General features: G+C 68.4%; 24 protein-coding genes. 20 read left to right on the top strand and 4 right to left on the bottom strand.

Annotation, left to right across the window (positions count from 1 at the left end; all coding sequences use genetic code 11):
* Window position 1 precedes the first annotated feature (1 nt).
* Window positions 2-1,933 carry an acyl-CoA dehydrogenase gene (locus tag ACFWVD_RS10540; protein WP_379241769.1) on the bottom strand — a complete coding sequence of 644 codons (1,932 nt, stop codon included), beginning with the start codon at window positions 1,931-1,933 and terminating at the stop codon, window positions 2-4.
* Window positions 1,934-2,006: 73 nt separating this feature from the next.
* On the opposite strand from ACFWVD_RS10540, the gene ACFWVD_RS10535 reads away from it, so the two are divergent.
* From ACFWVD_RS10535 to ACFWVD_RS10520, 4 genes are all read left to right on the top strand, one after another.
* A complete protein-coding gene (locus ACFWVD_RS10535) occupies window positions 2,007-2,552 on the top strand; it encodes a TetR family transcriptional regulator (protein ID WP_379241768.1) in 546 nt (181 codons plus the stop codon).
* A gap of 3 nt (window positions 2,553-2,555) precedes the next feature.
* A complete protein-coding gene (locus tag ACFWVD_RS10530) occupies window positions 2,556-3,485 on the top strand; it encodes an ATP-binding cassette domain-containing protein (RefSeq protein WP_379241767.1) in 930 nt (309 codons plus the stop codon).
* Between the two features lie 109 nt (window positions 3,486-3,594).
* Window positions 3,595-4,176, top strand: a complete 582-nt coding sequence (locus ACFWVD_RS10525; RefSeq protein WP_379241766.1) for a hypothetical protein — start codon at window positions 3,595-3,597, stop codon at window positions 4,174-4,176.
* Between the two features lie 46 nt (window positions 4,177-4,222).
* Window positions 4,223-4,387, top strand: a complete 165-nt coding sequence (locus ACFWVD_RS10520; RefSeq protein WP_379241765.1) for a hypothetical protein — start codon at window positions 4,223-4,225, stop codon at window positions 4,385-4,387.
* Window positions 4,388-4,444: 57 nt separating this feature from the next.
* Here ACFWVD_RS10520 and ACFWVD_RS10515 read toward each other — a convergent pair whose 3' ends face one another.
* On the bottom strand, window positions 4,445-5,944 hold the full coding sequence (locus tag ACFWVD_RS10515; RefSeq protein WP_379241764.1) for a sugar transferase: 1,500 nt from the start codon (window positions 5,942-5,944) through the stop codon (window positions 4,445-4,447).
* Window positions 5,945-6,432: 488 nt separating this feature from the next.
* Between ACFWVD_RS10515 and ACFWVD_RS10510 the strand changes: the two genes are divergently transcribed.
* Genes ACFWVD_RS10510 through ACFWVD_RS10495 form a run of 4 tightly spaced genes read left to right on the top strand, consistent with a single transcriptional unit; the run spans window position 6,433 to window position 10,170 of the window.
* Window positions 6,433-7,701 carry a methyltransferase domain-containing protein gene (locus ACFWVD_RS10510; RefSeq protein ID WP_379241763.1) on the top strand — a complete coding sequence of 423 codons (1,269 nt, stop codon included), beginning with the start codon at window positions 6,433-6,435 and terminating at the stop codon, window positions 7,699-7,701.
* An 8-nt stretch (window positions 7,702-7,709) separates the two neighbouring features.
* Window positions 7,710-8,486, top strand: a complete 777-nt coding sequence (locus ACFWVD_RS10505; RefSeq protein WP_379241762.1) for a glucose-1-phosphate cytidylyltransferase — start codon at window positions 7,710-7,712, stop codon at window positions 8,484-8,486.
* Window positions 8,483-9,133 (top strand): PIG-L deacetylase family protein, encoded by a 651-nt coding sequence (locus ACFWVD_RS10500; RefSeq protein WP_379241761.1) that lies wholly within the window; start codon window positions 8,483-8,485, stop codon window positions 9,131-9,133. Before ACFWVD_RS10505 ends, ACFWVD_RS10500 begins: the two co-directional genes overlap by 4 nt.
* 2 nt (window positions 9,134-9,135) lie before the next feature.
* Entirely contained in the window at window positions 9,136-10,170 is a 1,035-nt protein-coding gene (locus ACFWVD_RS10495) for an NAD-dependent epimerase/dehydratase family protein (RefSeq protein WP_379241985.1), read from the top strand.
* Here ACFWVD_RS10495 and ACFWVD_RS10490 read toward each other — a convergent pair.
* Window positions 10,148-10,711: a dTDP-4-dehydrorhamnose 3,5-epimerase family protein gene (locus ACFWVD_RS10490; RefSeq protein ID WP_379241760.1), complete on the bottom strand. Its 564-nt coding sequence runs from the start codon at window positions 10,709-10,711 to the stop codon at window positions 10,148-10,150. The two genes, ACFWVD_RS10495 and ACFWVD_RS10490, sit on opposite strands and share 23 nt — an antisense overlap.
* 14 nt (window positions 10,712-10,725) lie before the next feature.
* Here ACFWVD_RS10490 and ACFWVD_RS10485 point away from each other — a divergent pair, with 14 nt between their 5' ends.
* The gene (locus ACFWVD_RS10485) at window positions 10,726-11,811 is read left to right on the top strand and encodes a class I SAM-dependent methyltransferase (protein ID WP_379241759.1); all 1,086 of its coding nucleotides are present in this window, start codon (window positions 10,726-10,728) and stop codon (window positions 11,809-11,811) included.
* A gap of 213 nt (window positions 11,812-12,024) precedes the next feature.
* Window positions 12,025-12,657, top strand: a complete 633-nt coding sequence (locus ACFWVD_RS10480) for an MspA family porin (RefSeq protein WP_379241758.1) — start codon at window positions 12,025-12,027, stop codon at window positions 12,655-12,657.
* Window positions 12,658-12,737: 80 nt separating this feature from the next.
* Here the strand turns inward: ACFWVD_RS10480 and ACFWVD_RS10475 are convergent, their stop codons facing one another.
* Window positions 12,738-13,574 carry a glycosyltransferase family 2 protein gene (locus ACFWVD_RS10475; protein ID WP_379241757.1) on the bottom strand — a complete coding sequence of 279 codons (837 nt, stop codon included), beginning with the start codon at window positions 13,572-13,574 and terminating at the stop codon, window positions 12,738-12,740.
* Between the two features lie 220 nt (window positions 13,575-13,794).
* Between ACFWVD_RS10475 and ACFWVD_RS10470 the strand changes: the two genes are divergently transcribed.
* The 10 genes from ACFWVD_RS10470 to ACFWVD_RS10425 all read left to right on the top strand — a co-directional run bounded on the left by ACFWVD_RS10470 (window position 13,795) and on the right by ACFWVD_RS10425 (window position 26,207).
* Window positions 13,795-14,856 carry a glycosyltransferase family 4 protein gene (locus ACFWVD_RS10470; RefSeq protein WP_379241756.1) on the top strand — a complete coding sequence of 354 codons (1,062 nt, stop codon included), beginning with the start codon at window positions 13,795-13,797 and terminating at the stop codon, window positions 14,854-14,856.
* Window positions 14,853-15,986, top strand: a complete 1,134-nt coding sequence (locus ACFWVD_RS10465) for a glycosyltransferase family 4 protein (RefSeq protein WP_379241755.1) — start codon at window positions 14,853-14,855, stop codon at window positions 15,984-15,986. The genes ACFWVD_RS10470 and ACFWVD_RS10465 overlap by 4 nt, the downstream gene beginning before the upstream one ends.
* Window positions 15,987-16,125: 139 nt before the next feature.
* Window positions 16,126-17,376, top strand: coding sequence for an oligosaccharide flippase family protein (locus ACFWVD_RS10460; protein ID WP_379241984.1), 1,251 nt, complete (start codon window positions 16,126-16,128; stop codon window positions 17,374-17,376).
* Window positions 17,373-18,389, top strand: a complete 1,017-nt coding sequence (locus tag ACFWVD_RS10455) for a glycosyltransferase (RefSeq protein WP_379241754.1) — start codon at window positions 17,373-17,375, stop codon at window positions 18,387-18,389. Before ACFWVD_RS10460 ends, ACFWVD_RS10455 begins: the two co-directional genes overlap by 4 nt.
* Window positions 18,390-18,439: 50 nt before the next feature.
* Window positions 18,440-19,732: a hypothetical protein gene (locus ACFWVD_RS10450; protein WP_379241753.1), complete on the top strand. Its 1,293-nt coding sequence runs from the start codon at window positions 18,440-18,442 to the stop codon at window positions 19,730-19,732.
* The gene (locus ACFWVD_RS10445) at window positions 19,723-21,003 is read left to right on the top strand and encodes a Wzz/FepE/Etk N-terminal domain-containing protein (RefSeq protein ID WP_379241752.1); all 1,281 of its coding nucleotides are present in this window, start codon (window positions 19,723-19,725) and stop codon (window positions 21,001-21,003) included. Before ACFWVD_RS10450 ends, ACFWVD_RS10445 begins: the two co-directional genes overlap by 10 nt.
* Window positions 21,000-22,358: a glycosyl hydrolase family 28-related protein gene (locus ACFWVD_RS10440; RefSeq protein ID WP_379241751.1), complete on the top strand. Its 1,359-nt coding sequence runs from the start codon at window positions 21,000-21,002 to the stop codon at window positions 22,356-22,358. The genes ACFWVD_RS10445 and ACFWVD_RS10440 overlap by 4 nt, the downstream gene beginning before the upstream one ends.
* The gene (locus ACFWVD_RS10435) at window positions 22,355-23,770 is read left to right on the top strand and encodes a GNAT family N-acetyltransferase (protein WP_379241750.1); all 1,416 of its coding nucleotides are present in this window, start codon (window positions 22,355-22,357) and stop codon (window positions 23,768-23,770) included. The genes ACFWVD_RS10440 and ACFWVD_RS10435 overlap by 4 nt, the downstream gene beginning before the upstream one ends.
* Window positions 23,767-25,107 carry a glutamate-1-semialdehyde 2,1-aminomutase gene (locus tag ACFWVD_RS10430; protein WP_379241749.1) on the top strand — a complete coding sequence of 447 codons (1,341 nt, stop codon included), beginning with the start codon at window positions 23,767-23,769 and terminating at the stop codon, window positions 25,105-25,107. The genes ACFWVD_RS10435 and ACFWVD_RS10430 overlap by 4 nt, the downstream gene beginning before the upstream one ends.
* Window positions 25,104-26,207 (top strand): glycosyltransferase, encoded by a 1,104-nt coding sequence (locus ACFWVD_RS10425; RefSeq protein WP_379241748.1) that lies wholly within the window; start codon window positions 25,104-25,106, stop codon window positions 26,205-26,207. The genes ACFWVD_RS10430 and ACFWVD_RS10425 overlap by 4 nt, the downstream gene beginning before the upstream one ends.
* Window positions 26,208-26,235 lie beyond the last annotated feature (28 nt).

The raw sequence follows: 26,235 nt of genomic DNA, 5'->3' as shown, positions 1-26,235 counted from the left end.
CCTAGCGGCGATCGAAAACGCTGGCATCGTGCAACATTTCGGCGCGCAGCATCGACTCCGGCACACCCATCGCCTCCACCAGCGTCAGCGCATCGGGACGCAACCGGTCGACCAATTCGTTCACCCCGCGCCGCACCGACTTGGCCCGTTCCACCGACATGAACCGGTGCATGATGTACCAGGCCAGGTTCTCCTCCAGCGACGCGTACACGTAGAGGTCGCAGACGGTTTCGGCCAGTGCCTTGGCGTCGGGGTCCTCGATGGCGGCGATCCCGTCGACGAATTCCTCGAGCACGAGCCGGTCGATATGCGCGGCACCGGCGGCCAGGATGTGGTCCTGGGCGTTGTTGAACGCCTCGAACGGGCCGGTGTCCTCGGCGCGGGCGCGCAGCCGGTGGGCGGCGGTGCGCAACAGGTAGTCCTCGCGGTCGGCGAACAGCGCCAGTTGCACATCGCGTTTGGACAGGTCGCCCTCGTCGACGGATTCGTCGTTGCGGTCGCGCAGAGTCTGGATCAGCTGACGCACGCCCGAGCGCTTGCGCACCACGTCACCGGCCATGGTGGCGGCGAACCGCACCCAGCCCAGCGCGTCCAGGTCACGGATTTCGTCGGAGTACGCGGTGAGCAGTTCCTTGGCCACCAGCTGGGTCAGAACAACATTGTCACCTTCGAAGGTGGTGAACACATCGGTATCGGCCTTCAACGTCACCAGTCGGTTCTCGGTGAGATAGCCTGCGCCGCCGCATGCTTCGCGACATTCCTGGATCGCGCGCGTGGCGTGCCTGGTCTGCGCGACCTTCAAACCGGCCGCCCGCTTCTCCAGCGCGCGCTGCGAGCTCGGCTCGGTATCCTGCCCGCGCTGAATCAAATCCATCCGACGCACAAGATCGTTCTGCGCGAACGCCAGCGCGAACGACTTCGCCACCAGGGGCAGCAGCCGACGTTGGTGACTGCGGTAATCCAGCAGCAGGGTTTCCTCGCCGGTGTCGGGATCGGCGAACTGGCGGCGAGCCAGCGCGTACCGCACGGCGATGCTCAGGGCGACCCTGGCACCCGCGGCAGCCGCACCACCGACGCTGACGCGTCCGCGCACCAGCGTGCCCAACGTCGTGAAGAACCGGCGACTCGGGTTCTCGATCTCGGAGCTGTACGTGCCGTCGGGCGCGACGTCGGCGTAGCGATTGAGCAGGTTCTCGCGCGGGATCCGCACGTGATCGAACACGATGCGCCCGTTGTCCACGCCGGGCAGACCACCCTTGAGGCCGTCGTCGTAGGTGGTCACGCCGGGCAGGTCAGCGCCGAGTTCGTCGCGGATCGGCACCAGCAGACAGTGCACGCCCTTACTCTCCCCGCCCACGATCAGCTGGGCGAACACCGCCGCCATCCGGGCGTGCACCGCGGCGCCGCCGATGTAGTCCTTGCGCGCCGACGGGGTCGGGGTGTTGATCACGAATTCCTGGGTGGCCGGATCGTAGGTGGCCGTGGTTTCCAAGTCGGCGACGTCGCTGCCGTGCCCGGATTCGGTCATCGCGAAACAGCCCAGCAGATCCAGGGAGATCAGCTGTTTGATGAAGTCGCGGTGCCGTTCGGTGCCCAGGTTTTCCACCGCGCCGCCGAAAAGTCCCCACTGCACACCGGATTTCACCCACAGTGACAGGTCCGCGTAGGCCAACATCTCCAGTCCGGTGACCGCGCCGCCGGGGTCGCCGGTGCCCCCGTTCTCGGGCCGGAAACCCTTCTCCGGGTAGCCCATGGTCGCGATGACGCGCATCTGGTCGAGCACGCGCGCCCTGGCCGCGTGGATGTCGAGTTCGGGATCGTCGGTGAGTTCCTCGCCGGAAAGCTGTGTGCGCGCCTGCTCCCTGATCGCGCGCCACGGTCCGTCCAACGCTGCGCGGAGATGTTCTGCCGTCGTCGATGTGCCGGTAGCCATGCTTCGACCCTAGCCCGCGTGCGCGGTGTCTCCCAGGCCCGAAACTCGGTACGGCCGAACTCTTGCCAACGGATTGAACGGCGTCCGGGCGATCGGCGCGGCCGCGGGGGTTTCGCCCGGGCTGGTGAACCATCACTTCGGCTCCAAGGACGGACTGCGCGCCGCCTGCGACGAGCGTGTGCTCGAGATCATCCGCGAAGAGAAGCTGCGCAACCTCCAGTCCCCGTCACCGGCGGGGATCCTGCACGCGATGGCCGAGATCGAGATCTACGCCTCCCTGGTGGCCTACATGCTGCGCAGTTTCCAGGCCGGCGGCGCACTGGCCATCTCCTTGCTGGAACACATGATCAGCGACGCGCAGCAGTACATGCAGGCGGGCGTCGACGCGGGCACGATCAAGCTCAGCCGTGATCACGCCGCGCGCGCTCGCTACATCGTGCTGTGTCACGTCGGTGCGATGAACCTCTACCTGCAGATGCGCACCCCCGGCGACGGAAAGCTGGACTACCGCAAGGCCATTCGAGAACTGTCCGACGAGATCACCTTCCCCGCGCTAGAGCTCTACACCCAGGGCTTGCTCACCGACTCCACCATGCTCGACACCCTTTTCGAGGAGTAGACGATGCTCACCTCCAGCACCGACCGGGTCATCGAGGTCGCGGACCTGCGAAAGACGTTCGGCCACTTCACCGCACTGGACGGATTGGACCTGCGCGTGAACGCGGGCGAGATCCACGGCTTCCTCGGCCCCAACGGCGCCGGAAAGTCCACCACCCTCCGCGTTCTGCTGGGCGTGCTGCGCGCCTCCGGCGGCCGGGCGACGGTGTTCGGGCACGATCCATGGACCGATGCGGTCGACCTGCATCGCCGAATCGCTTATGTCCTAGGCGATGTCACGCTGTGGCCGTCGCTGTCGGGTGGCGAGACCATCGATCTGCTCGCCCGCATGCGCGGCGGGATCGACCAGGCGCGACGCGGCGAATTGATCGAACGGTTCGAGCTGGACCCGACCAAGAAGGCCCGCACCTATTCCAAGGGCAACCGGCAGAAAGTCGCACTGGTGTCGGCCTTTTCGGCGAACGCGGACCTGTTGATCCTCGACGAACCGACCTCGGGCTTGGATCCGTTGATGGAGAAGGTGTTCCAGGACTGCGTGCGGGCCGCCGCCGCGCGCGGTGCGACCGTGCTGCTGTCCAGCCACATCCTGTCCGAGGTCGAGCACCTGTGTGACCGGGTCACGATCATCCGGTCGGGTCGCACCGTCGAATCAGGATCGTTGAACGACCTGCGGCACCTGAGCCGCACCGCCATCACCGCGGACCTGATCGGCGATCCCGGCGATGTGAGCGCGCTGCCTGGTGTCGACGATGTCGAACGCGACGGCTCCACGCTGCGCTGCCGGGTCGACGCCGAACACCTGGGCGCGCTGATCCGGGTCCTCGGCGACGCGGGCGTGCGCAGCCTGACCAGCGCCCCGCCCACCCTCGAAGATCTGTTCCTGCGCCACTACCACGTCGACAACACCGAGACCGCGGAGAAGGTGCACGCATGACCACCCTCGCCGCCACCCCGCACCGAACATCAGGCACCGCAACCGAATTCGCGGGCACCGGCCAGATGCTGCGTCTGTACCTGCGTCGTGACCGCGTGATCGCGCCGCTGTGGTCGGTGCTGATCGGGTTGATGCCCGCCCTGCTCGTGGCATCGCACTGGGCGCGGCGTTCGCCGTGCGGGCGGTCGGTGACGCGGGAAACGGTGTGCTGTCGTGGTTTTCGCCGCTGGGCTGGTGCCTACAGATCCGTCCGTTCGCCGAGGAACGCTGGTGGGTACTGCTGCTGTTGGCGACACTGGGCACCGGCGCGACCCTGCTGGCCTACCAGTTGCTGCGCACCCGCGATCTCGGTGCGGGCCTGCTGGCCGACCGCCCGGGTCCGGCCGTGGCACGCGGTGACCTGTCGGGTCCGGTGGGCCTGGCATGGCGGCTGCAGCGTGGCTCGCTGATCGCCTGGACCACCGGATTCGCCCTGTACGGGCTGCTGATCGGCGGGGCGGTGACCAGCATCGGCGGCATGCTCGACGACAGCGGCACCCTGAGCGATGTGGTCACCGCGCTGGGTGGGTCGGCGGATCTGGAGAAGTCGTTCATCGCCTACGCGGTCACCATGCTGGCCGCGGCCGCGGGCGCCTACTCCGTGTCGGCGGTGCTGCGACTGCACGAGCAGGAGAGCACGGGCCGCGCCTAAACGGTCCTGTCCGCAGCGGTTGGGCGCGTGCGGTACGCGCGACTCGGTGGGCAGCTTCCCGCAGTGGATTCTGGATCTGGCCCCCTTCGTGCACCCGCCGAAACTGCCCGGCGCGGGGTTCGACATCGTGCCGATCGCCTACCTGCTCGCGGTTGCCACCGCGGGACTGCTGTTGGGGCTCATGGCATTCCGCCGTCGGGACCTGCACTGACAGGGTGAGCTCCGCCTACCGGCCGAACCGGGGTGGCGTCGACTCGCCACCCCGGTGTCAGTACGCCCCGTCGCCGCGAGTGACCGCCCCGACCGTGCGCGCGATCAACGCCAGGTCCAGCACCATCGACCAGTTCTCCACATACGACAGATCCAGCCGCACCGAATCCTCCGGCGACAGATCCGACCGCCCGCTGACCTGCCACAACCCGGTCACGCCCGGCTTCACCAGCAACCGCCGTCGCATCTCCCCGTCGTAGCTGTCGACCTCACGCTGCACCTGCGGGCGCGGCCCGACCACGCTCATGTCCCCGCGCAGCACATTGAAGAACTGGGGTAGTTCGTCGAGGCTGTACTTGCGTAGGAACCGGCCCACCGAGGTCACCCGCGGATCGTCTTTCACCTTGAAGAACACCGGGTTTCCGCCGTTGCTCTCGATCAGCGCCTCCACCGCGCTCTCGGCGTTCACGAGCATGCTGCGGAACTTGATCATCCGGAACGGGATGCCGTCGCGGCCGATCCGCTCCGACAGGTAGAACACCGGCCCCGCGCTGGTCGCCTTCACCGCGATCGCGATCACGGCCAGCATCGGCGCGATGAGCACCAATACCAGTGTGGCGAAACACAAGTCGAACAACGCTTTGTGACTGGACTTGGCGCGCCCGTAGCGCGGGGGGTCGATGTGCAACATGGGCATTCCCGCCACGAGTCGATTGGTCAATCGGGCCCCCGCGATGTCCACCACACCGGGCGCCACGATCAGATCCACGCCCAGCGGGTCCAAAGCCCAAGCCATCCGCCGTAATTCGGCGGGCCCGAGATGCTCGGTGGCCGCCACGGCCACCGAATCGGCCCCGCTGCGGCGCACCGCGTCCAGCACCGAGCGATCGTCGCCGACCACCGCCGGACCATCGGTGGTATCGAACTGCGCGCCAACAGATCCCGCGGGCACACACACCCCGACGATGCGATAGCCGGAGCCGGGGTCGCCGGTGAACGCGGTGGCCATCGCATGCGCGGCCTCGGGCGACCCGACCACCAACACCGAGGTGTGGCACCGTCCGCGAGCTCGCCACTGCCGCAACCGCATTCGCCATGCCAGGCGTCCCGCGATCAGCGCCGCCAAGCCGGCGGGCAGTGCGATGGCGAGATAGCCCCGCGCGACCTCCACCCGGAACAGCAGCGCCAAAATCGCCAGCACCCCGAACAGTCGCAGGGTCGCCGACACCAGCCTGCGGAACTCCTCGCCGCCGGTGCCGATCGTCTGCGGTGCGCGGCTGCCGTACCCGTGCAGCAGCGCCAGCCACCCCACGGCCAGGGCCAGCGACACCACGGAATAGCCCACCTCGTAGGGCAGCGGCCAGGCCAGCGGTGGCGCGGCGGGGCCGCCGAAGCGGATGGCCTGCGCGGCCCCGACCGCGCCGAACACCGCGACGACGTCGGTGACGGCCAACCGCTGGACGAACGTGGACTGCCAATTCTCGCGTTGCGTACGGCGCATCGCCTGGACACCGTTGGCGACCTCTACGTCGCCGATACCGGTGAGCTCGTAGCTCATGAACCCACACCTCCCCTTCGGGAGACGAATCGTTTCCCGATCCCCGTCGACCGGGACGCGGCCACAGCGGCCGTGCCTGTTTCCCGTCGATTCGATCCCCGCTCGATGATTGTTACAGACCCTGTCGCGGCATTCATGCCGAAGTGTCACTGTCGCAATCGATTCCGATAGTTAGCCAGATCACACGGCAACCCGATGGCTATCACGAATATCGCTATCGCCTTTCGATATGAGTGCAGGACAGCCGCTTTCGGCAGTGAGTGGCGTCACAGAAATGTGAGAATCGGTCGGCCTCGCCGACAGTTAGCCGGTGCCGGATCGACCTGGTCGAACTCCGAAACATACCACGAATCTGTTTCTGCCCCGGCACCTTTCGGCGCCGGATGCCGCGCGCCGCTGTAACGTCTGAGCCCGTCGGGCCGACGTCCGGCATGACCGGCATCAGCCGTGACATTTTTGGTGAACGGGTATGAAGGTGGGGGCTCCACGTGCAATGTCGACTCTGTGATTCCGAGAGGCTGCGCAGCGTTCTCGATTTGGGCGCGACGCCCCCGTGCGAGAGTTTCCTGGCCACGGCCGAACTCGACCTGCCGGAATCGACGTACCCGCTGCATCTGCGGCTGTGCGAGGACTGCCTGCTGCTGCAGATCCCGGCGCTGATCACCCCCGAGGACACCTTCACCGAGTACGCGTACTTCTCGTCGTTCTCCGACAGTTGGGTGCGCCACGCCGAACAGTTCGTCACCGACGCGGCGCAGCGCCTGGACCTGGGTCCTGATTCGTTCGTCGTGGAGGTGGCCAGCAACGACGGCTACCTGTTGCGGCACGCGGTCGCGCGCGACATCCGATGCCTTGGCATCGAGCCCTCGGTGAACGTGGGCCTGGCCGCGCGCAAGGCGGGCGTTCCGACGGAAACCGCGTTCCTGGACCAGGTTTCGGCCGCGCGGGTGCGCGCCGAGCACGGCCCGGCCGACCTGGTGGTGGCCAACAACGTCTACGCGCACGTGCCGGATCTGCGCGGGTTCACCCACGCGCTGCGCACCCTGCTCAGCGACGACGGCTGGCTCAGCATCGAAGTGCACCACGCGCTGAACCTGGTCGAACTGGGCCAGTTCGACACGATCTATCACGAGCACTTCCAGTACTACACCGTGCATTCCGCGCAGCGCGCGCTGGCGATCGCCGGTCTGACCGTGGTGGACGTCGAGCTGCTCGGTACCCACGGCGGTTCGATTCGACTGTGGGCCCGTCCCGACGCGGTCGCACAGCCGACGGCCCGGGTCGAGGAGGTCCTGGACCTCGAGCGTGCCGCGGGCCTGCACGAACCCGGCGGGTACGACACGCTGCGCGCCCGTGCGGAATCGGTGCGGCAGGAACTGCTGCGGTTCCTGCTGGACTGCCGCGCGGCGGGCAAGCGGGTGGTCGGCTACGGCGCACCGGGCAAGGGCAACACCCTGCTCAACTACTGCGGCATCCGCCCCGACCTGCTCGAGTACACCGTGGATCGCAACCCGTACAAGCACGGCCGCTTCACCCCCGGCACCCGCATCCCGATCCACGCGCCCGAACGCATCGACGCCGACCAGCCCGATGTGGTGCTGGTGCTGCCGTGGAATCTGGAAACCGAGATCACCGCCCAGCTGCGCCACGTCGCGCAGTGGGGTGGCGAACTGATCTATCCGCTGCCGGTGCTGCATCGCGGCACCATCGACGTCGGTACGCCGGTGACGGCCGGCGCACACTCCGAAGGAAAGTGAACCAACCGATGAAGGTCGTCCTGTTCTGCGGCGGATACGGCATGCGCATGCGCGGCGGTTCCGGCGATGTCGTGCCCAAGCCCATGCAGCTGGTCGGCCCGCGCCCGCTGCTGTGGCACGTGATGCGCTACTACGCGCACTACGGCCACAAGGAGTTCGTGCTGTGTCTTGGCTACGGCGCCGAACACATCAAGAACTTCTTCCTGACCTACCAGGAGTCCGCGTCCAACGACTTCGTGATCCGTAACGGCCAGCTCGAGCTGCTGGGCACCGATATCAGCGACTGGTCGATCACCTTCGTGGACACCGGCGTGGAGTCCGCGATCGGGGAACGGCTGCGCCGCGTGCGTGACCACCTCGACGGCGACGAGTACTTCCTGGCCAACTACGCCGACGTGCTCACCGACGCGCCCCTGGACACCATGATCGAACGTTTCCACGCCTCGGGTGCGGCCGCGTCGATGATGGTGGTGCCCCCGCAGTCCTCGTTCCACTGTGTCGATATCGCGCCCACCGGCGAGGTGAAGGACATCATCCCGGTGGCGCAGATGCCGCTGTGGGAGAACGGCGGCTACTTCGTGCTCAGCCAGGAGATCTTCGATCTGCTGCCGCCCGGCGGTGACCTGGTCGCCGACGCGTGCGGCACGCTGGCCGGGCAGGGCAGGCTGTTCGGGTATCAGCACATGGGCTTCTGGAAGCCCGCCGACACCTTCAAGGAACGCGCCGAACTCGACGATGCCTACCGCAACGGCACCCGCCCGTGGATGGTGTGGGACCAGCCGTGATCGGGTTGTTCACCCAACCACCACGCCGCATCGCGGTGTTGGGCGCGCACTGCGACGACATCGCGATCGGTATGGGCGCAACGCTTCTCGCGCTCACCGCGGCCGATCCGCAGGTGCGGGTGCGGGCGCTGGTGCTGTCGGGCGGCGGCACCGCACGTGAGGACGAGGAGCGCGCGGCACTGACCGCGTTCTGCTCCGGCACCGAACCCGACCTGCGGGTCCTGGACATCCCCGACGGTCGCGCACCCGCGCACTGGGACCGGATCAAAGACGCACTGGCGGAATTTCGTCGCGGCGGCGAACCCGAGGTGGTGTTCGCCCCGCATCGCGGCGACGCCCACCAGGACCACCGTCTGCTGGCCGAACTGGTGCCTACCGAGTTCCGCGACCACCTCACCCTGGGTTACGAAATCCTCAAGTGGGAGACCGACACCCCGACCCCGACGCTGTACCACCCGTTGAGTCATGAACTGGCCCAACAGAAGTCGGAACTGCTGCACAAGCACTACCCGTCGCAGACCGGCCGCGACTGGTTCGACGACCAGGCTTTCCTCGGGCTGGCCCGGCTGCGTGGCGTGCAGTGCCACGCACCGTATGCCGAGGCGTTCGTGCTCGACAAAGCGATCATCAGATGGGAACAGACGTGAACATGCGGGTACTTGTCACCGGACATCAGGGCTACCTCGGCACCGTGATGGTGCCGGTATTGCAGGCTGCGGGCCACCAGGTCACCGGCCTGGACATCGGCTACTTCGCCGACTGTGTGCTCGGTGAATTCGCCGGTGACCCAACGGGTTTGGCGGTGGACCTGCGCGAGGTAACCGTCGAACACCTGCGCGGTTTCGACGCGGTGATCCACCTGGCCGCGCTGTCCAACGATCCACTGGGTGCCCTGGCACCGGAGATCACCTACGACATCAACCATCACGCGTCGGTGCGCCTGGCCCGCCTGGCCAAGGAGGCCGGGGTCGCGCGGTTCCTGTACGCGTCCACGTGTTCGGTCTACGGTGCCGCCGGTGCCGACCTGGTCACCGAGGACGCTCCCCTGCGTCCGATCACGCCGTACGCCGAGAGCAAGGTGCGCGTCGAAGACGACGTGGCCGCCATGGCCGACGACAGCTTCGTGCCGGTATTCCTGCGCAACGCAACAGCTTTCGGGTTCTCACCGCGTCTGCGCGCCGACATCGTGCTCAACAACCTGGTCGGTTACGCCGTGCTCACCGGCGAGGTGAAGGTGCTGTCCGACGGCACTCCATGGCGTCCGCTGGTACACGCGCAAGACATCGCGACTGCGTTCGCGACCTGTCTGACCGCGCCCGCCGCGGACGTGTCGTGCAAGGCGTTCAATATCGGCACCGAGGTCAACAACCTCACCGTGGCCGAGATCGCCGCCTCGGTCGTGGAGGCCGTACCGGGTTCGCGACTGCTGATCACCGGCGAAAGCGGTGCCGACCCACGTTCCTACCGGGTCGACTTCTCTTACGCACGTGAGGTTCTCGGCTTCGAAGCGCAGTGGACGGTACCCGCGGGCGCGGCCGAGCTGTTCACCGAGTACACCGCGCGCGGACTCACTTCCGACGCGTTCTTCCGCCGCTTCACCCGGCTGCCGCACCTGCAGGGCCTGTGCGATTCCGGCGTGCTGGACGCGCAGCTGCGTCGGATCAGTGCGTCGGCGTCAGCCTAGCCAGCAACGCGGCCCAGCTGTCGGCCTGCGCGTCGCGCGCGGAGACCGGGCCGATGGGCAGCGGCCAGTCGATGGCCAACTCGGGGTCGTCATAGGCGACCCCGAGGTCCTCGGCGGGATCGTGCGGACGGTCGATGCGGTAGCAGACATCGGCGACTTCGGTCAGCGCCTGGAAACCGTGCAGGAAACCCGGCGGTACATACAGGTGGTGGAAGTGCTCATCGTCGAGCCGAAATGCTTGGCGCGCACCGAAAGTCGGCGATTCGGGACGAATGTCGACCAGCACGTCGTACACCGCACCGTGCGCGCACCGCACCAGCTTCGCCTCCCCACGCCCACCACGCCCGTGCATCCCGCGGATCGTGCCCAGCACCGACCTCGACTGCGAATCCTGCACGAAACTCGCCGCCGCCCCTGGTACGCCCAGGTGAGCGTCGAATTCGCCCGCGTCGAAGGTTCGGGTGAACAGTCCACGCTCGTCCCGGAACGGTTCGGGAACCAGCACCACCACGTCGGCCAATTCGGTCTGCTCGATACGCACGAGGACATCCTGCCATGACCCGCCGATGCCGCGGCTGCGGAAATTCCACGCTCACACCCGTTCTCGATCTGGGGGCTGTGCCCGCGGCCGATCACTTTCCGCCACGTGACACTGCGATCGCGACCTGCGAGGCGGGCCACCCGCTGCGCATGGACCAGTGTGCCGACTGCGGACTGGCCCAACTCGCCGACGACGACACCGTCACCGCCGAACCCCGCGGCATCGAACCGCAGGCACTGCGCGACCAGGCCGCCGCAGCGGTGCGCCTGGTGCACGATGCCGGGCTACTGCACGGGCACACGGTCACCGAGTTCGGCAGTCCGCACGGGGGCACCTGGCTGCCACTGTTGACCGAACACGGCTTCACCGAAACCGCTGGTGGCCCAGCCGATATCGTTCTCGACTGTTTCGGCATCATGCACGAACCCGACCAGCAGGCCGCCTTCGCAGCTCGGGCCGCCGCCACCGCCCCCGATGGCGTGCTGCTCGTGCAGTACCACTCGCTGGCCACCATCGTCGCCGAAGGCCAGTGGAATGCCTTGCGGCACGGGCACTTCGCCTATTACAGCCTGCGAACTCTGCGTAGCCTGCTGCAGGCCGCGGGCATGAGCGTGGTCACCGCGTGGGAGTTCGACCTCTACGGCGGCACCGTGCTGCTCGCGGTCCGCCACGGCGACCACGCACCCGACGCCGCGGTCGAGAAGATCCTCGCGGCAGAGGCCGAGGCGCTGGAAGCCACCGCACAGCTTCAGGACACCGTCGACCGGCACGTCCACGCCCTACGCGACTGGCTGGAAGACGGTGCGGCACAAGGACACCGGGTGTACGCCTACGGCGCCGCCTCCCGCGCCGTGGCCCTGCTGGCCATGGCGGGCGCGCACCGCGGCCTGCTCGCCGCCGTCGCCGACGCCTCACCCGCCAAACAGGGCTGCCGCATGCCGGGCACCGACGTGCCCATCATCTCCCCCGCCGAACTGGTCGCCGCGAACCCCGACGTCGTGCTGTTGACGCTGCCCGACCTGCTCGCCGAAGTCCGCACCGCCCTGCCCGAACTCGACGGTCGCTGGACTATCGACGATCCGGGTGGCCCGCGCCGGTAATAGTGTCGTGCGAAGACTGTGGCATAGACGATCTTATGTTGATCAGCGCATGATCGAATCCCGTGGGATACTCGGAACGCCCAGCGCCGCACCATGATCGAACTCCGATCACCGCTGGACCACCGCAGCGTCGCGGTGGCCGGCGCCCAGATCGTCAGGGGGCCAGCGGCGTCGAACGCAGCGTTCGACGGGCGAGTATCCAGGGGACATCTGATGAGGGGAAACACTGTGTTTCGTCCGCGCGCGCTGCGCATTGCCGCGATGACTTCGGCCATCGCCGTCGGTCTGGCGATGGGGGCCGGCTCCGCCGGTGCCGGAATCGACAGCAGCAGTACCGTTCTCGACGGCAAGAACCGCACCGTCGAGGCCATCCAATCCGACACCCGAATCGACTTCGTCGCCCCGCTGGACGGAAACCCGCTCACCCGTGAGTGGTTCCACAGCGGCGCGGCCTCCTACCTGGTCACCGGCCCCGACGCCGCGGACTGGTCGGGCCACATCACCATCGGCTACCAGGTCGGCTACCCTGCCACCCTCGACGGCAAGCTCAAGTTCGAGTGGTCCACGCCCAGCCTCGGCATCGAACTCGGCAGTGACCCCAGCGCCACGATCGACGGCCTGATCCCGCAGGCGGGTATCGAGCTGGCCGTGGGCTTCGGGCCTGGCATCCAAGAGGTCGAGGTCGCGGGCGGCGACATCTCCGGAGCCGAAGGCGTGCTTCGCCTTTCGGGCTTCCACGGCACCGTCACCGGCGTGCTCGGACAGACCAACGTCCGCCCGTTCGTGAAGATCGTGGGCGCGGGCGGCGACACCGTGGTCACCTACGGCAAGACCTTCTCCATCTGATCCGAAACGCCCCGGCGGGAATCGACCCGCCGGGGCGTTGGAACATCGTGCGCTGAACTATTTTCCGCCGGGGCGAAGCGCTATCCGCCGGGGCGAACCGCACCGACCGCACCCAGCGTGCGCACCCGCACGCGTTCCATGATCTGACCCACCAACCGCAGGTCCCCGGTGAAAACATCACCGCGCGTGACCAATTCGGGGTAGTCGGTGGCGATCCGGTGATGGAAGCGATACATATCGGTGAGCTTGGACCTGGTGGTGGTGCGGCTGCACAGGTTGAACGAGGAATTGCGCCAGGCCGCCACGATGCGGTCCATCCCGACGAAGTGCCCACCGGTGGCCACCCGCGCGAACAGGTCGACATCCATCGGGAACACCAGGTCGGGCCGCAGCCCACCCACGCGCTGGTAGTCGGCCAGCCGGAACATCGCCGCGGCCGTGGGCCCGAACTCCGCCGGTCCCCGTCGCACAATGACTTTGGCCAGTTCCCGTGGCGTGCGACGCCCCAGCAGTCCCGGCAGTCCGAGGTCGCTTTCCAGCAGTTCGCCCTGCTCGTCGATCACGTCGAAGCGTCCCGCGCAGATCGCCACCGACGGGTCCGCCATCAGCGCCCACTGTTCGGTCAGCGCACCGGGGCGCAGAATGTCGTCCGCGCACACGACTTTCACCAGGTCACCCGACGCGGACCGGATCACCCGGTCCCAGTTGGCCCCGATCGGCAGCACCGAATCGTTGCGCAGCACCCGCACGCGCGGATCGCCGGTGGAGTGGGCGATCTCGCCGGTGCGGTCGACGCTGGCATTGTCGAGCACGAGCACTTCGAAGTCGGCGTCTTCGGCGAGCACCGACTCGAGTGTGACCGCGAGCGTGCGCTCGGCGTCGTAGGCAGGTATACACACCGTCAACGCGGAAACCATGTAGGCACTCCCTGTTATCGGGGCGCGCCTTGTTGCACCCCCTCATCCCCTGTGACGAATCTACACCGCGACCGCACTGGCCGCCGCCCGGTAGGCTCGCAGGTGATTACTCCCCTAGACTATGGGTATAGAGCGATTTCGCCGGTCGGGATGCACTTCGCGGGACACATGATGAAGGGTGCGGGGGTTGACGACTGCGACCGCAATGCTCGGTGTGCACATGACCGGTTCCGAATGGTTCGGTGCCACACCGGGCGGACTGAACCGGTATTTCACCGATCTGTACCGCGCTGTGGCGCGCCGCCCGGAGTTGGCGGTGACCGCGTCCGCGTTCGGCCCCGCCGACGACGCGAGCGCCCGATCATGGGGGCCGACGGGCGGTTCCACCCTGCACCGCGCCCGCACCGCGTTGCTCGCCCGCCACGAACTGTCCCCCGGCACCGTCGTGGACCGGCACTTCTGCCTGTACGGCCCGGTCGCGCGCACCGCGACGTCGAAGCTGCCGCTGGTGGTCCACTTCCACGGACCGTGGGCGCAGGAGAGCGCGATGGCGGGCGAGTCGGCGCGGGCGGTGCGCGCCAAGTACCTGTTCGAACGACTGCGCTACCGCGGCGCCGACCGGTTCATCGTGCTGTCGCAGCACTTCGGTGACGTGCTCGAACGCGACTATCACGTTCCCGCCGAACGGATTTCGATCATCGCTCCCGGCGTAGACCTGCACCGGTTCCGCGCCGCACCCCTGGATGCCGCCGCCGCGACCCGGACCGTGCTGTGCGTGCGCAGGCTCGAGCGGCGCATGGGCATCGACGTGCTGTTGCGTGCGTGGCCGCAGGTGCTGGCCGCGCACCCCGACGCCCGCCTGGTCGTGGTCGGCACGGGCACCGCCGAAGCGGAACTGCGCGCCGCGGCGGCAACCCTGCGCGACACTGTCGATTTCACCGGCCGGGTCAGCGACGACCAGCTCACTCAGCTGTACGCCGAAGCCACCGTCTCGGTGGTTCCCACGCTCGCGCTGGAAGGGTTCGGCCTGATCGCGCTGGAATCGCTGGCCGCGGGCCGACCGCCGATCGTCACCGACTGCGGCGGGCTGCCCGACGCGGTCCGCGGTCTGGACCCCACGCTCGTGGTCCCCGCCGGCGAGCCCGATGCCCTGGCCGCCCGTTTGGTCTCCGCACTGAACGGCACGGTCCCCGATCCCGCCGCCTGCCGAGCGCACGCGGAAACCTTCACCTGGGATGTCGCCGCGGCCCGGCACGCGGACCTGTATCGGACGCTGCGATGACCACCGCCGTGTTCCTCGCGCACACCGCCGCGCCGTCGGGCGCCGAACTGGCCACGCTGCGCCTGCTGGACGCCCTGCGCGCGACCGGCCGCTACCGGGTCACCATGATCTACACCGAAGACGGCCCGATGGTGGCCCGCATGCGGGCACGCGACATCGAAACCCTGGTCGTACCGGGACAATTCGACTCGCGTGCGATGCGGATCGGCACCGGCGTGCTCGGCCTGCTCACCGGCTTCCTCGCCCTGCTGCGACTGGGCTGGAATGTCGGCGCGGCGGTGAAATCGGCCGGCGCCGATGTCGTGGTCGCCGAGAGCACCAAGGCCCTGGTTCTGGGCGCGGTGGCCGCCCGCCGCGCCCGCGTTCCCCTGGTGTGGCAGGTCCACGACCGCGTCTCCCCCGACTACTTCGGTCGAATTCCCGCGATGGCCATCCGCGCGCTGGCCCGACTCGCGTGCCGCGGCCAGTTGGCCAACAGCCACGCCACCGCCACCACGTTGCCCGACCTACCCACCGCGATCGCCTACCCCGGCGTGGAACTGCCTGTCACACAAACAGATCCGCGCACCCGGCCGGCAGCCGAAGCGGTGGTTGTCGTCGTCGGCAGGCTCAGCCCGTGGAAAGGCCAGGACGTGTTCCTGCACGCCGTCGCGGCACTGACCGTGCGCCCCGCGCGGGTAATGCTGGTGGGCGGCACCTTCTTCGGCGAGGAACCGTACCGCGCACAGCTGGAGAAACTCGCGGCCGAACTGGGCGTACCGGTCGAGTTCACCGGCCACGTCGACGACCCCACCCAATACCTCACTACCGCGGACATTCTCGTGCACTGCTCGGTGCTGCCCGAACCGTTCGGCCAAGTCGTGGTCGAAGGCATGGCGGCGGGTTGCGCGGTGATCGCCGCGACACCGGGTGGCCCGGCCGAGATCATCGACACCGGCGTCCACGGCCTGCTCGTGCCCGGCGGCGACGTCGGCGCACTCACCGCGGCGCTGGAAACCCTGCTCGACGACCCGGCCGCCCGCGCACGCCTGGCCCGCGCGGGCCGGGACCGCGCCCGCGACTTCGACATCCACACCAGCGCCCGCACCGTCGCCGACTTCCTCGACACCATGGTGACCCGCGGTGACTGAGCACGACCGCTACCTGGCCACCGTCACCACCGACGTCTTCCCGCACGTGCAAGCCGTGCCACGCCAGTCCGGCGCGCACCGCCGCCCCGACGACGAGCGCGGCTCCGGCGGCGGCGGCAAGCACGTCAAGTCCAGTCCGCTGGCGGTATTGCGTGACATCGGCTTCGTCAGCTTCGGCAAGTACGGGCAGTACCTGGTCACGTTCATCACCGTGCCGCTGATCGCCCGGGTGCTGGGCGCGCACGGCCTCGGGCTGCTCGCGATGGCGATGTCGGCCTACTTCATCGGCTCGCTGATCGTGGACCTCGGCATCACCTCGTTCATGGCGGCACGCGTGCCCGACGCCGAGGAAAGTCACGGTGCGGGCGCGCGTTTCGCCGCGATCAACCAGTTGCGCGGCGACTACCTCGCCGTGCGCGTCACGCTGCTGCTGGTACTGGGCCTGGCGCTGGGGGCAGGGCTGGCTTTCGGTGTCCCCGAGCCGGTGCAGATGATCCTGCTCGGCCTGTTCGCGGGCGGTTTCTGGTCGATGTCGGAGGACTGGCTGCTGATCGGCCAGGGCCGTTTCGGCGCGTCGACCGCCTACCAGGGCATCGGCCGACTCGGCTACCTCGCCCTGCTGGTCGGTGTGCTGCCACGGATGCCGAGCGCCCAGGTCGCGGTGCTGTGCCTGCTGGTCTCGTCGATCCCCACGGTCGTGGCGACCTGGATCGATACCTCCCGACGCTACGGCGCACCGTCGCGACCCAGCGATGTGCGCGAGCTGTTGCGCACGGGCGCACCGGTTTTCGCCTCCCGCCTGCTGATCACCACCTACGGCCAGGGCGCCGCCGCGATCTACTCGGTGGTCCTGAACGCGGCAGCCCTTGGCCTGTACTCCGCGGGCGACCGCCTCGTGCGCGCGCTGCAATCACTGCTGGACCCCATCGGTTTCGCGCTGCTGCCCCGCATGGCCCGGCGCAGCGGCGACGCCAACTTCTGGCGCGACAGCATGCGTGTCCTGGCGGCCTGTGTGGCGCTGGCGTCGCTGGTCAGCGCGCTGGTGTGGGTGACAGCACCCTGGCTGATCGAAGTGATCTTCGGCACCGAATTTCTCAGTGCCACCGCACTGTTGCGGATCGAGATCCTGATCCTGCCCGCCACCACGGTCACCTCGTTCGTCACCACCGCCCTCCTGCCGGTGCGCCAGGACACCTTCGGGGTACTGACCGGCGCGGTGATCGGCACCGTGATCGCGGCCTGCGCGCTGGGCCTCACATTCCACACCCGCTCGGTACATACTCTGGTCTACGGCAGCGTGCTGGTCGAATACACCGTGGCTGCTTGGTATCTCGCGCGGGTCAGGATGCTGGTCCTGCGCGACCGGCGCAACAAGGATCCGCACGCATGAGAATTCTGTTCATCGGCGACGACTGGCTCGGCAGCAACGCCCGCTCGCTGGCCGACGGTTTCCGGCAGGCCGGCCACGACGTGCTCGTGATCGACTCCACCGCGATCACCCTGCCGACCCGGTTGTCGCCACCGTGGATCTACGCCAAAGCGCGCGGCGACCGGGCCCCGTGGCAGGTGCGCGCATTACACGAGCGAATCGAACGTAGCGCCGCGGCCTTCGATCCCGATATGGTGTTCGTGTTCAAGGGAATCCATCTCGACCAGCGCAGACTGCTCGATCTGCCCGGCGCGCTGCACGTGCACTACAGCGCCGACGATGTGGCGAACCCGGAAAACCTCACCCCCGCCTACCTCGCGCACGAAGCACAGTGGGATCTGGTGGTCACCACCAAACGCCACAACGTGCCCGAGCTGACCGCCCGTGGTGCGCGCGCCGTCGGTTTCGTGCGCAGCGCCTACGACCCCGCCTGGCACCACCCCACCGCGCGCCGCGACGGCCGCGACTTTCTCGTCGGCTTCATCGGCGTGTGCCGTCCCGACCGTCGCACCGCCATGGTCGACCTGGCGAAACGGTACGGCGATCGCATGCTCGTGCGCGGCCCCGGCTGGCGCCGAGTTCCCGAACTGCGGGCCACCGGCGCGCACGTGGGCGGGGCCGTCTACGGTGCCCAGTACTCGGCCGCGGTGGCCCAGGTCCGCGCGAACCTGGTGCTGTTGAACTCCGACAACCGCGACACCCACACCTGCCGCACCTTCGAAGTGCCCGCTGCCGGTGGCCTTTTCGTCGGCGAACGCACCGACGAGCACGCCGAACTGCTCGACGACACCACCGAATGCTTCCTGTTCTCCGACACCGACGAACTGCACGACATCCTCGATCGGTGTGCGGCCGAACCCGACAAGGTCGCCGCGGTGGCCGACGCCGGACACCGCCGCGTGCTGGCCGACGGGCACCGCTATGTGGATCGGGCGCGCGAGATCGTGGCGCTGGCACAGGAGGTGCGGCCCTGACCGGTTACGCCACCGTCTCCGTCGTCGCCGCCGCGCTGCTGGTCATCGCGGTGGCCGCGCTGTGGGTTCCCGGCGTGGCCCGGGTGTTCCTGGTCGCGCAGGCCCTGTTCTGGTCGCTGTCGTATGTCGCGCGACCGCTGGTGCTGATGACCGTGCAGCCCGTTCCGCACTTCGGCGACAACGTGCCCGACCCGCGCCTGGCCGACCTGGGCTACGACCGCGGGATCGCGTTGGCATTGCAGCATGTTGTGTTCGGGCTGTGGGTGTACGCGGGACTTGTTGTCGCCTATGCGATCTGGTCGCACCGCCGACCGCTGCGTCGGCCCGCGGCCCTGGACGACGCGGATTTCGTACCGGCTCTGCTGGCGCTGTACATCATCGGCATGCTCGGCCGGATCGCGAGCAAGGCCACGGGCACCGCGGGCACCGCCGGTGAAGTCGGCAGCGCCAACCCGCTGCTGGCGTTCCTCGCGGTCCCGGCCTCGATCGCCGCGATCGGCCTGATCATCTTCTTGCGCCCGCCCGACCCGCGCCGCACCGCGATCATGCTCGCGGCACTGCTGGTCGGCGAACTGTGGTGGTCCTCGGCGGTGCAGTCCAAGACCCCGATCCTGGGCGCCGCGCTGGCACTGGCCATCCGGTTCTCGATGATCGGCTGGAACCGGCGCACCGCGCTGGGCGTGGCGGGCATCGGTGTGCTCGGCGTGATCGGCTTCGGCTGGTTGCAGTCGTTCAAGTCCACCGGCACCGCCGCCCGCGACGCCGCGTCGGTGGATTCGATCTACCCCGACAACGTGCAACCGTTCCTGAGCATCCTGCGCCGATTCGACCTACTCGAAGCCGCGACCGACGCCCTGTTCTACGGTCCCGGCGGCTGGCTGACCCCGTCGGAGGTGGTCCAGCACTCGACGCTGAGCCTGATCCCGGCACCGCTGCTGGGCCTCGAGAAATTCCAATCAGGCACGGCCTGGGCCAACCAGGTACGCGGCGCCTCGGTGGATATGAGCACGGTGACGGTCTCGCTGGCCGAGGGCAATTTCAACGAAGGCTACGTGCTGGGCGGCTACGCCGGGGTGGTGATCTGCGCGCTGTTCACCTTCGCGCTGTTGCTGGCCTGGTCGTATTCGCTGTATTCGCGGTGGTTTCCGGTGGTCGTGCTCGGTTTGGCGATCACCGGCGCCTCGACGCTGTTCGAGCGCGGAATTCTGGGCAGTATGGAAAATATCGGCAAATTCATGCAGACCGCCGTGCTGGCGTGGCTGGTGTATCTGGTCGTCGAAGAGTTCCGGCGCACCGAATCATGTGTAGTACCAGGGGAAATGGAGTCCCAGCGATGGGTTTGATCGATATCTGGCGCATTGTTCGACAGCGATGGCTGTTGATCGTGGCCGTGGTGCTGGTATGCACGGGGGCCGCGTGGGCCTATGCGACCACGGTGCCGAGCACGTACTCCGCGTCGAGTTCGATGTATGTGTCGATGGCGACCGGCACCTCGGTCAACGACTCGTATCAGGGCGGTCTGGCCGCTCAACAGCGCGTGCGGTCCTACCTCGACCTGGCGGCCTCGACCACGGTCGCGGCCAGGGTGGTCGACGAGAAGGGCCTGCAGATCACGCCGGAGCAGATGCGCGCGAAGATCACCGCCAGCTCACCGCCCGCGACCTCGGTGATCATGATCGCGGTGGAGGACTCCTCCCCCACCGGTGCCCGCGATCTCACCGATTCCGCGGTGTCGCAGTTCCGCAAACTCGTCGACGAGCTCGAGTCGATCCAGCGCGACGCCGCGCCCGCGGCCCGGGTCGCCGTGGTCGATCGCGCGCAGGTGCCCAGCACACCGCTGGGTCCGCAACCGGGCAGGTTCGTGCTGCTCGGGCTGATCGCGGGCCTGATGCTGGGTGCGGGTGCGGCGTTGCTGCGCGAACGCACCGACCGGTCGCTGCGCACACCCGACGCGGTCGCGCGCGCGCTGCCGGTTCCGGTGTTGGGCGTGATCGATGCGGGCAGGCCCGCGGCCGCGGGTGAGACGCGCCGGTTGCGCAGCCGCTTGCTGCAGCACGACCCGGCCAAGTCCGTGCAGTTGACGAGCCTGTCGCCGCGCTCGGAGCCCGATGTCGCGATGGCACTTGCCCGTTCGCTGGCCGACAGCGAACATCACGTGGTGCTCGTGGACGCCGATACCAGCGGCGGCGGCAGCTCCAAGTTCATCACCAGCGACAGCCCCGGGCTGGCCGCGGTATTGCGCGGCACCCTGCCGGTGGCCAAGGCGCTGACGCCGTGGTCGGAGACCGGGATCGCGTTCCTGCCGGTGGGTGCGTCGGATCAGCAGACCCCCGACCTGCTGGCCTCGGGTCGGTTCGCCGAACTGCTCACCGATCTGGCGTCGCGTTTCGACCATGTCATCGTGGAGACCGCGCCGGTCACCGTCGCCGCGGACGCGCTCGGCGTGGCACCCCTGTGCGACGCGACCGTGGGCGTGGTCGAACTGGGTGCGCTGTCGGGGCCCGGATTGCGTGGTGCGCTGGCGACGTTGGGCACCGCGAAACTCACCGGTGTGGTCGTGTACAGCAAGCCGTCGGCGGGGCTGACCCGATTCCTGGAGCGGCTGCCGGTATGAGCGAGGAGTCGGTAGGTCGTCGGCGGCTGCTGGCCGCCACTTTCGGTGCCGCGGCGGTGCTGCCGCTGGCCGCGGCGTGCGCCGCCGAGCCCGAACCCGGGGCGGAATTCCGCTCACCGCACGTCAGCGATACCCCCGCGGCCCGCAATGTGCGGGATTTCGGTGCCGTGGGCGACGGCAAGGCCGACGACACCGCGGCCATCGCCGCGGCCGCGGGCGCCCGGGATCGACCGGTGGTCCTGTACTTCCCCGCGGGCACCTATCGGGTCCGCTCCTGGCCCGAGATGCCCGACTACGCCACCGTTCTCGGCGACGGCGGCGATGCCAGCGTGATCTTCTGCGAAGACGACATCACGCTGATCCACCTGGACAAGCGCAGCCGGGTTCGGTTCTCCCGCATAGGTTTCTACCTCACCGGACCGCGCGCCACCTGTTTCGTGCTGTCGGAGTGCTTCCGCTGCTCGTTCGACGGGGTGGTGATCCGCGGTAATCACCTCAGCGACAACCACCCTCGGTACCTGGCCCAGCGCGGCGTGGTGCTGGACCGCAATACCGGCGGCACCGCGTTCATCAACTGCGATATCAACAATTTCGGCGTCGGCCTGGAAACGCAGTGCATCCAGAACTACGTCACCTCGTCGAAATTCACCAGCAATTACGTGGGCGTGCTCGGCACCGGCAACGACCACAATGCCGGTCTGGCACTGACCAATACCGAATTCGTGTCCGATCGTGATCCGCGCACCACCGACCGGCACATCCTGATCGACGGCGCGGCCAACGACTGGTGGCTGACCAATATCTGGTTCGAGGGCGCCGACATCGCGGTCTCGGTGGGCACCAAGGGCAAGGGCGGACCCGCCCAGTTCGGCATGGTCAACTGCAAGGTGGCGGCCCGCTCGGTCGGCATCGACCTGGTGTACTGCAGGCAGCCGTACCTGGCCAATGTGGTCTTCGACCAGGAATCCGACCGTCCCGCAACGGAATTGCGCATCGACCCCGCCGACTGCGCCGAGGGCACCGCGATCAACCTCATCTCCGGCACCGCCGACGATCTGCGGGCCGGCGTGTTCCCCGACGGGTGGCAGGTGATCGGGCGCAGCGGAATGCGCACCTCACGATTCACCGGCACGGTGATCACCAGGGCAGGCCAGGGCGACGCCGACCTGTTCCAGGCCCAGGGCAACGACGGCGCGGTGCGCTCGGCCGTATTGTCCAGTGGCGCTTGGTTATCCGATCACGCCGAAGCGGGTGTGGTGCTCAAGGATCCCGCGGGCGGGTTCTGGCGCCTGGTGGTCGGCACCGACGGGGCGTTGCGCACCGTGTCCATGGGCAAGCAACGGCCGCGACGATGAGCACGTCCTACGCTTCGGCGCGGATCGGACCGGTCCGCTTACACGGCGCGACCGTGCTGCTTCGCCCACCGAGGTTCGACGATTACGCGCAGTGGCGGCGGATTCGGCTGCGTGATCGCGCGATGCTGGAACCGTACTGGTTCAGCTCGCCGCTGTCGTGGGAGCAACGGCATACGCCCGCGAGCTGGGTGCACGAATGCCTCAGTGCGGCAGCCGAATCCGCGGCGGGTCGCCGGGTGGGCATGGTGCTCGAGATCGACGGACGGTTCGCCGGGCAGATCGAACTGGTCGGCATCGACCAGCACGCGCGGTCCGCGGAAATGAGCGTGTGGGTCGATACCGAGATCGGCCGCCGCGGGGTCACCGGTTACGCGGGGTCGATGCTGCTGGACTTCGGGTTCGACACGGTGGGCTTGGAACGGATCACGGCTCCGATCGCGGTGACCAATGCCGATGCGCGCCGCGCGGTGCGCAAGCACTGGCAGTGCGAGGCGGTGATGACGCGGTACTTCGACGCGGGTGGTGCCAGGGTCGACCACGAACTGTGGGCGGTGACGCGGGATCGGATACCGCCGGGTGGGTTCGCGGCCGATTGGTTGGCGGGGTATCTGGCCGCGCATCCGGCATCGACGGCGACGGCGCACGATCTCGCGGCACCGAGCGACCCGGGCAACTCGGGCAACTCGGTCGACAGGCACGACGCGACGTCCTCCAACAGGCGGGGCGCGCCGTCCTCCGACGTGAACGACCCGGCGACCGATGACGTCAGCCACACGATCGCCCGGTCGGTGATCCTGCGCGCCTTGGCCAGGCGTCTGATCGGGAGATTGCGCCATGTCGCCGACCCGATCCACCGCTCCCAAACGGTCGCCTTGCACGACGAAGAACGCGCGGTGACCGTACGCACCTGGCGCCGAACGGATTTCGCCGGCGACGTGGGCGCACCGCTACCACCCACAACCCGCCGCCCCGCGATGCGATTGCGCACGATCCGGACGTGGTGGCAGTCCTTCACCGCATCCCGCGCGGGAATCCGCAGCGCGCACGGCCTGCTGTTCGCCGTCGAACACCGAGGCCGCTACGTCGGCTACTGCCGCCTGTTCGACCAGGACATGTTCGACCACAATGTGCGTGCGGCGGTGGAGGTTTCGCCGTCCAGCGACCCCAGCGTCGCGACCACCGCACTGCGCATGCTGATCACGTACGCCATCGAGCAACGCGGTATCTGGCGGGTCGCGTGCGCGATCCCCGCCACCGACGCGACCGCGGCGGCGGTAGCGCTGGCGGCCGGGTTGCGCCACGAGGGCACCCTGCACCGATTCCGTGGCAGCGACGGCACTTTCACCGATCACGACCTGTGGGCGTTGTGCACCGCACCAGATTCTGTCGACGCCGGAGGGGCACCCGCATGACCGAGCATCACGGTTTCGACCGCAGCAACGACCTGCAGGACCGCCTGCACGACCTGGTCCCCGGCGGCGCCCACACCTACGCCCGCGGCGCCGACCAGTACCCCGAAGGCATGGCCCCGATCCTGGTGCGCGGCAACGGCGCTCACGTCTGGGACGCCGACGGCAATCGCTATGTCGAGTACGGGATGGGCCTGCGCGCGGTCACCCTCGGGCACGGGTACGCCCCGGTGCTGGCCGCGGTGACCGCCGCGATCGCCGACGGTGTCAGCTTCAGCAGGCCCACCGAACTGGAACTGCTTGCCGCACAGGACTTCCTGGCGCTGGTGCCCGGTGCCGACATGGTGAAGTTCGCCAAGAACGGCTCCGACGCCACCACCGCCGCGGTGCGCCTGGCCAGGGCCGTCACCGGCCGCACCACCGTCGCGATCTGCGATCAGCCGTTCTTCTCCGTGGACGACTGGTTCATCGGCACCACCGAGATGGCAGCCGGCATCCCGGCTGTCGACACCGTCAAATTCCCGTACAACGACCTCGACGCGCTGGCGGCAGTGCTGGCGCACGGCACCGTGGCCGCGGTGTTCATGGAGGCCGCAACCGCCATGGCAGAACCACTGCCGGGATACCTGGAAGGTGTTCGCGCACTGTGTGATCGGCACGGCACGCTACTGGTGTTCGACGAGATGATCACCGGTTTCCGCTGGGCAGCGGGCGGTGCCCAGGCCGTCTACGGGGTGACGCCTGACCTGTCGTGCTGGGGCAAGGCGATGGGTAACGGGTTTCCTTTGTCCGCGCTCGCGGGCAAGCGCGAGTACATGGAACGCGGCGGCCTACGCACCGATGAGGATCGCGTGTTCCTGCTCTCGACCACCCACGGCCCCGAAACCTCCGCCCTGGCCGCGTTCCGCGCGGTGGTGCACGCCTATCGCACGCAGGACCCGGTGGCGCGCATGGAACAGGCCGGTCGCACCCTCGCCGACGGCGTCAACAAGATCGCCGCCGACCTCGGCATCGCCGATTTCCTCCAGGTGCGCGGCCGACCGTCCTGCCTGATCTACCGCACCCTCGACGCCGAAGGTGCACCGTCGCAAGCCTTTCGAACGCTGTTCATCCAGGAACTGCTGGTTCGCGGCGTGCTGGGCCAGTCGTTCGTCACCTCCGCCGCCCACGACGACGACGCGATCGCGACCACGATCGCCGCCTGCGCCGAGGCGGCACAGGTCTACGCCCGCGCGATCGAGCGCGGCACCGTGCACGGGCTGCTACGCGGCCGCCCCGTCGCCCCCGCGCTGCGTCGCACCGCCGCACCCCGACAGATCGAAACGAGCACCGTCGCATGACCCGTGTCGCCATCGTCCACGAACGTTTCACCGAGTTCGGCGGCTCCGAAGCCGTGGTCTGCGAATTCGTCGAAACCTGGCCGCAGGCACAGGTTTTCGCGCCGATCGTCGCCCCCGGCGGCGTGCGTGAACCCGTGCGCGATGTCCACGACACCTGGCTCAGCAAGGCCCATGACCTCACCGGCGGCAGGCACGCACCCCTGCTCCCCCTCGCACCACGCGCATTACGCCGAATGCCGTTGCGCGACTTCGATGTTGTGGTGATCAGCCATCACGCGTTCGCCACCCAGGCCGCCCTGGCCACCGACGCACCCGTGGTCGCCTACGTGCACTCCCCCGCCCGCTGGGCCTGGGACCGCGAGTTCCGCGCCCAGGAAGCCGGCGGACGCGCGGGCCAACTCGCCCTCGGCGCCCTCGGCACGCTGGCTCGCCGGGGCGAACTACGCGCCGCGCCGCGCCTGACGCACGTCATCGCCAACTCCCACGCCGTGGCGCAGCGCGTCACCGACTGGTGGGGACTGCCCGCGTCGGTGGTCAACCCGCCCGTGCAGGTCAGCCGGTTCACCCCCGACTCATCCGTGCCGCGGGAGGACTTCTTCCTGTGCGCGGGCAGGCTCGTGCCCTACAAGCGCGCCGACCTGGCCATTCGTGCCGCACAGCTGGCCGGGGTACGCCTGGTCGTGCTCGGCGAGGGCCGCTTCCGCGCCCAACTCGAACAGATCGCAGGCCCGGAGACCACGTTCCTGGGTGCCACCTCCGGCGATCTGCTGCAGGACATGTACCGGCGCTGCCAGGCCCTGCTCATGCCCGGCATCGAGGATTTCGGCATCGTCCCGGTGGAAGCCATGGCCTGCGGCACCCCGGTGCTGGCTGTGGGCGCGGGCGGCGCCCTGGACACCGTGCGCCCCGGCGTCACCGGCGAATACGTGCCTGCCGGTTCCGATGACGAGGTCGTGGCGGCACTGGCACAGGTGATGCGCGACTTCCGTTCGCAGACCTACGATCCCGCCAAGGTCCGCGATCACGCCATGACCTTCGCGCCGGAGGTGTTCCGCGCGAAGATGGCGGGAACCGTCAGCGACGTCCTGTCCGCACGGTAGCGACAAGTTGTCTGCAACTCGCGGTTAC

The organism is Nocardia sp. NPDC058666 (assembly GCF_042714895.1).
Lineage (GTDB): Bacteria > Actinomycetota > Actinomycetes > Mycobacteriales > Mycobacteriaceae > Nocardia.
Note: the sequence above shows the minus strand (reverse complement) of the source record. Positions and strands in the feature narration are given on the sequence as shown.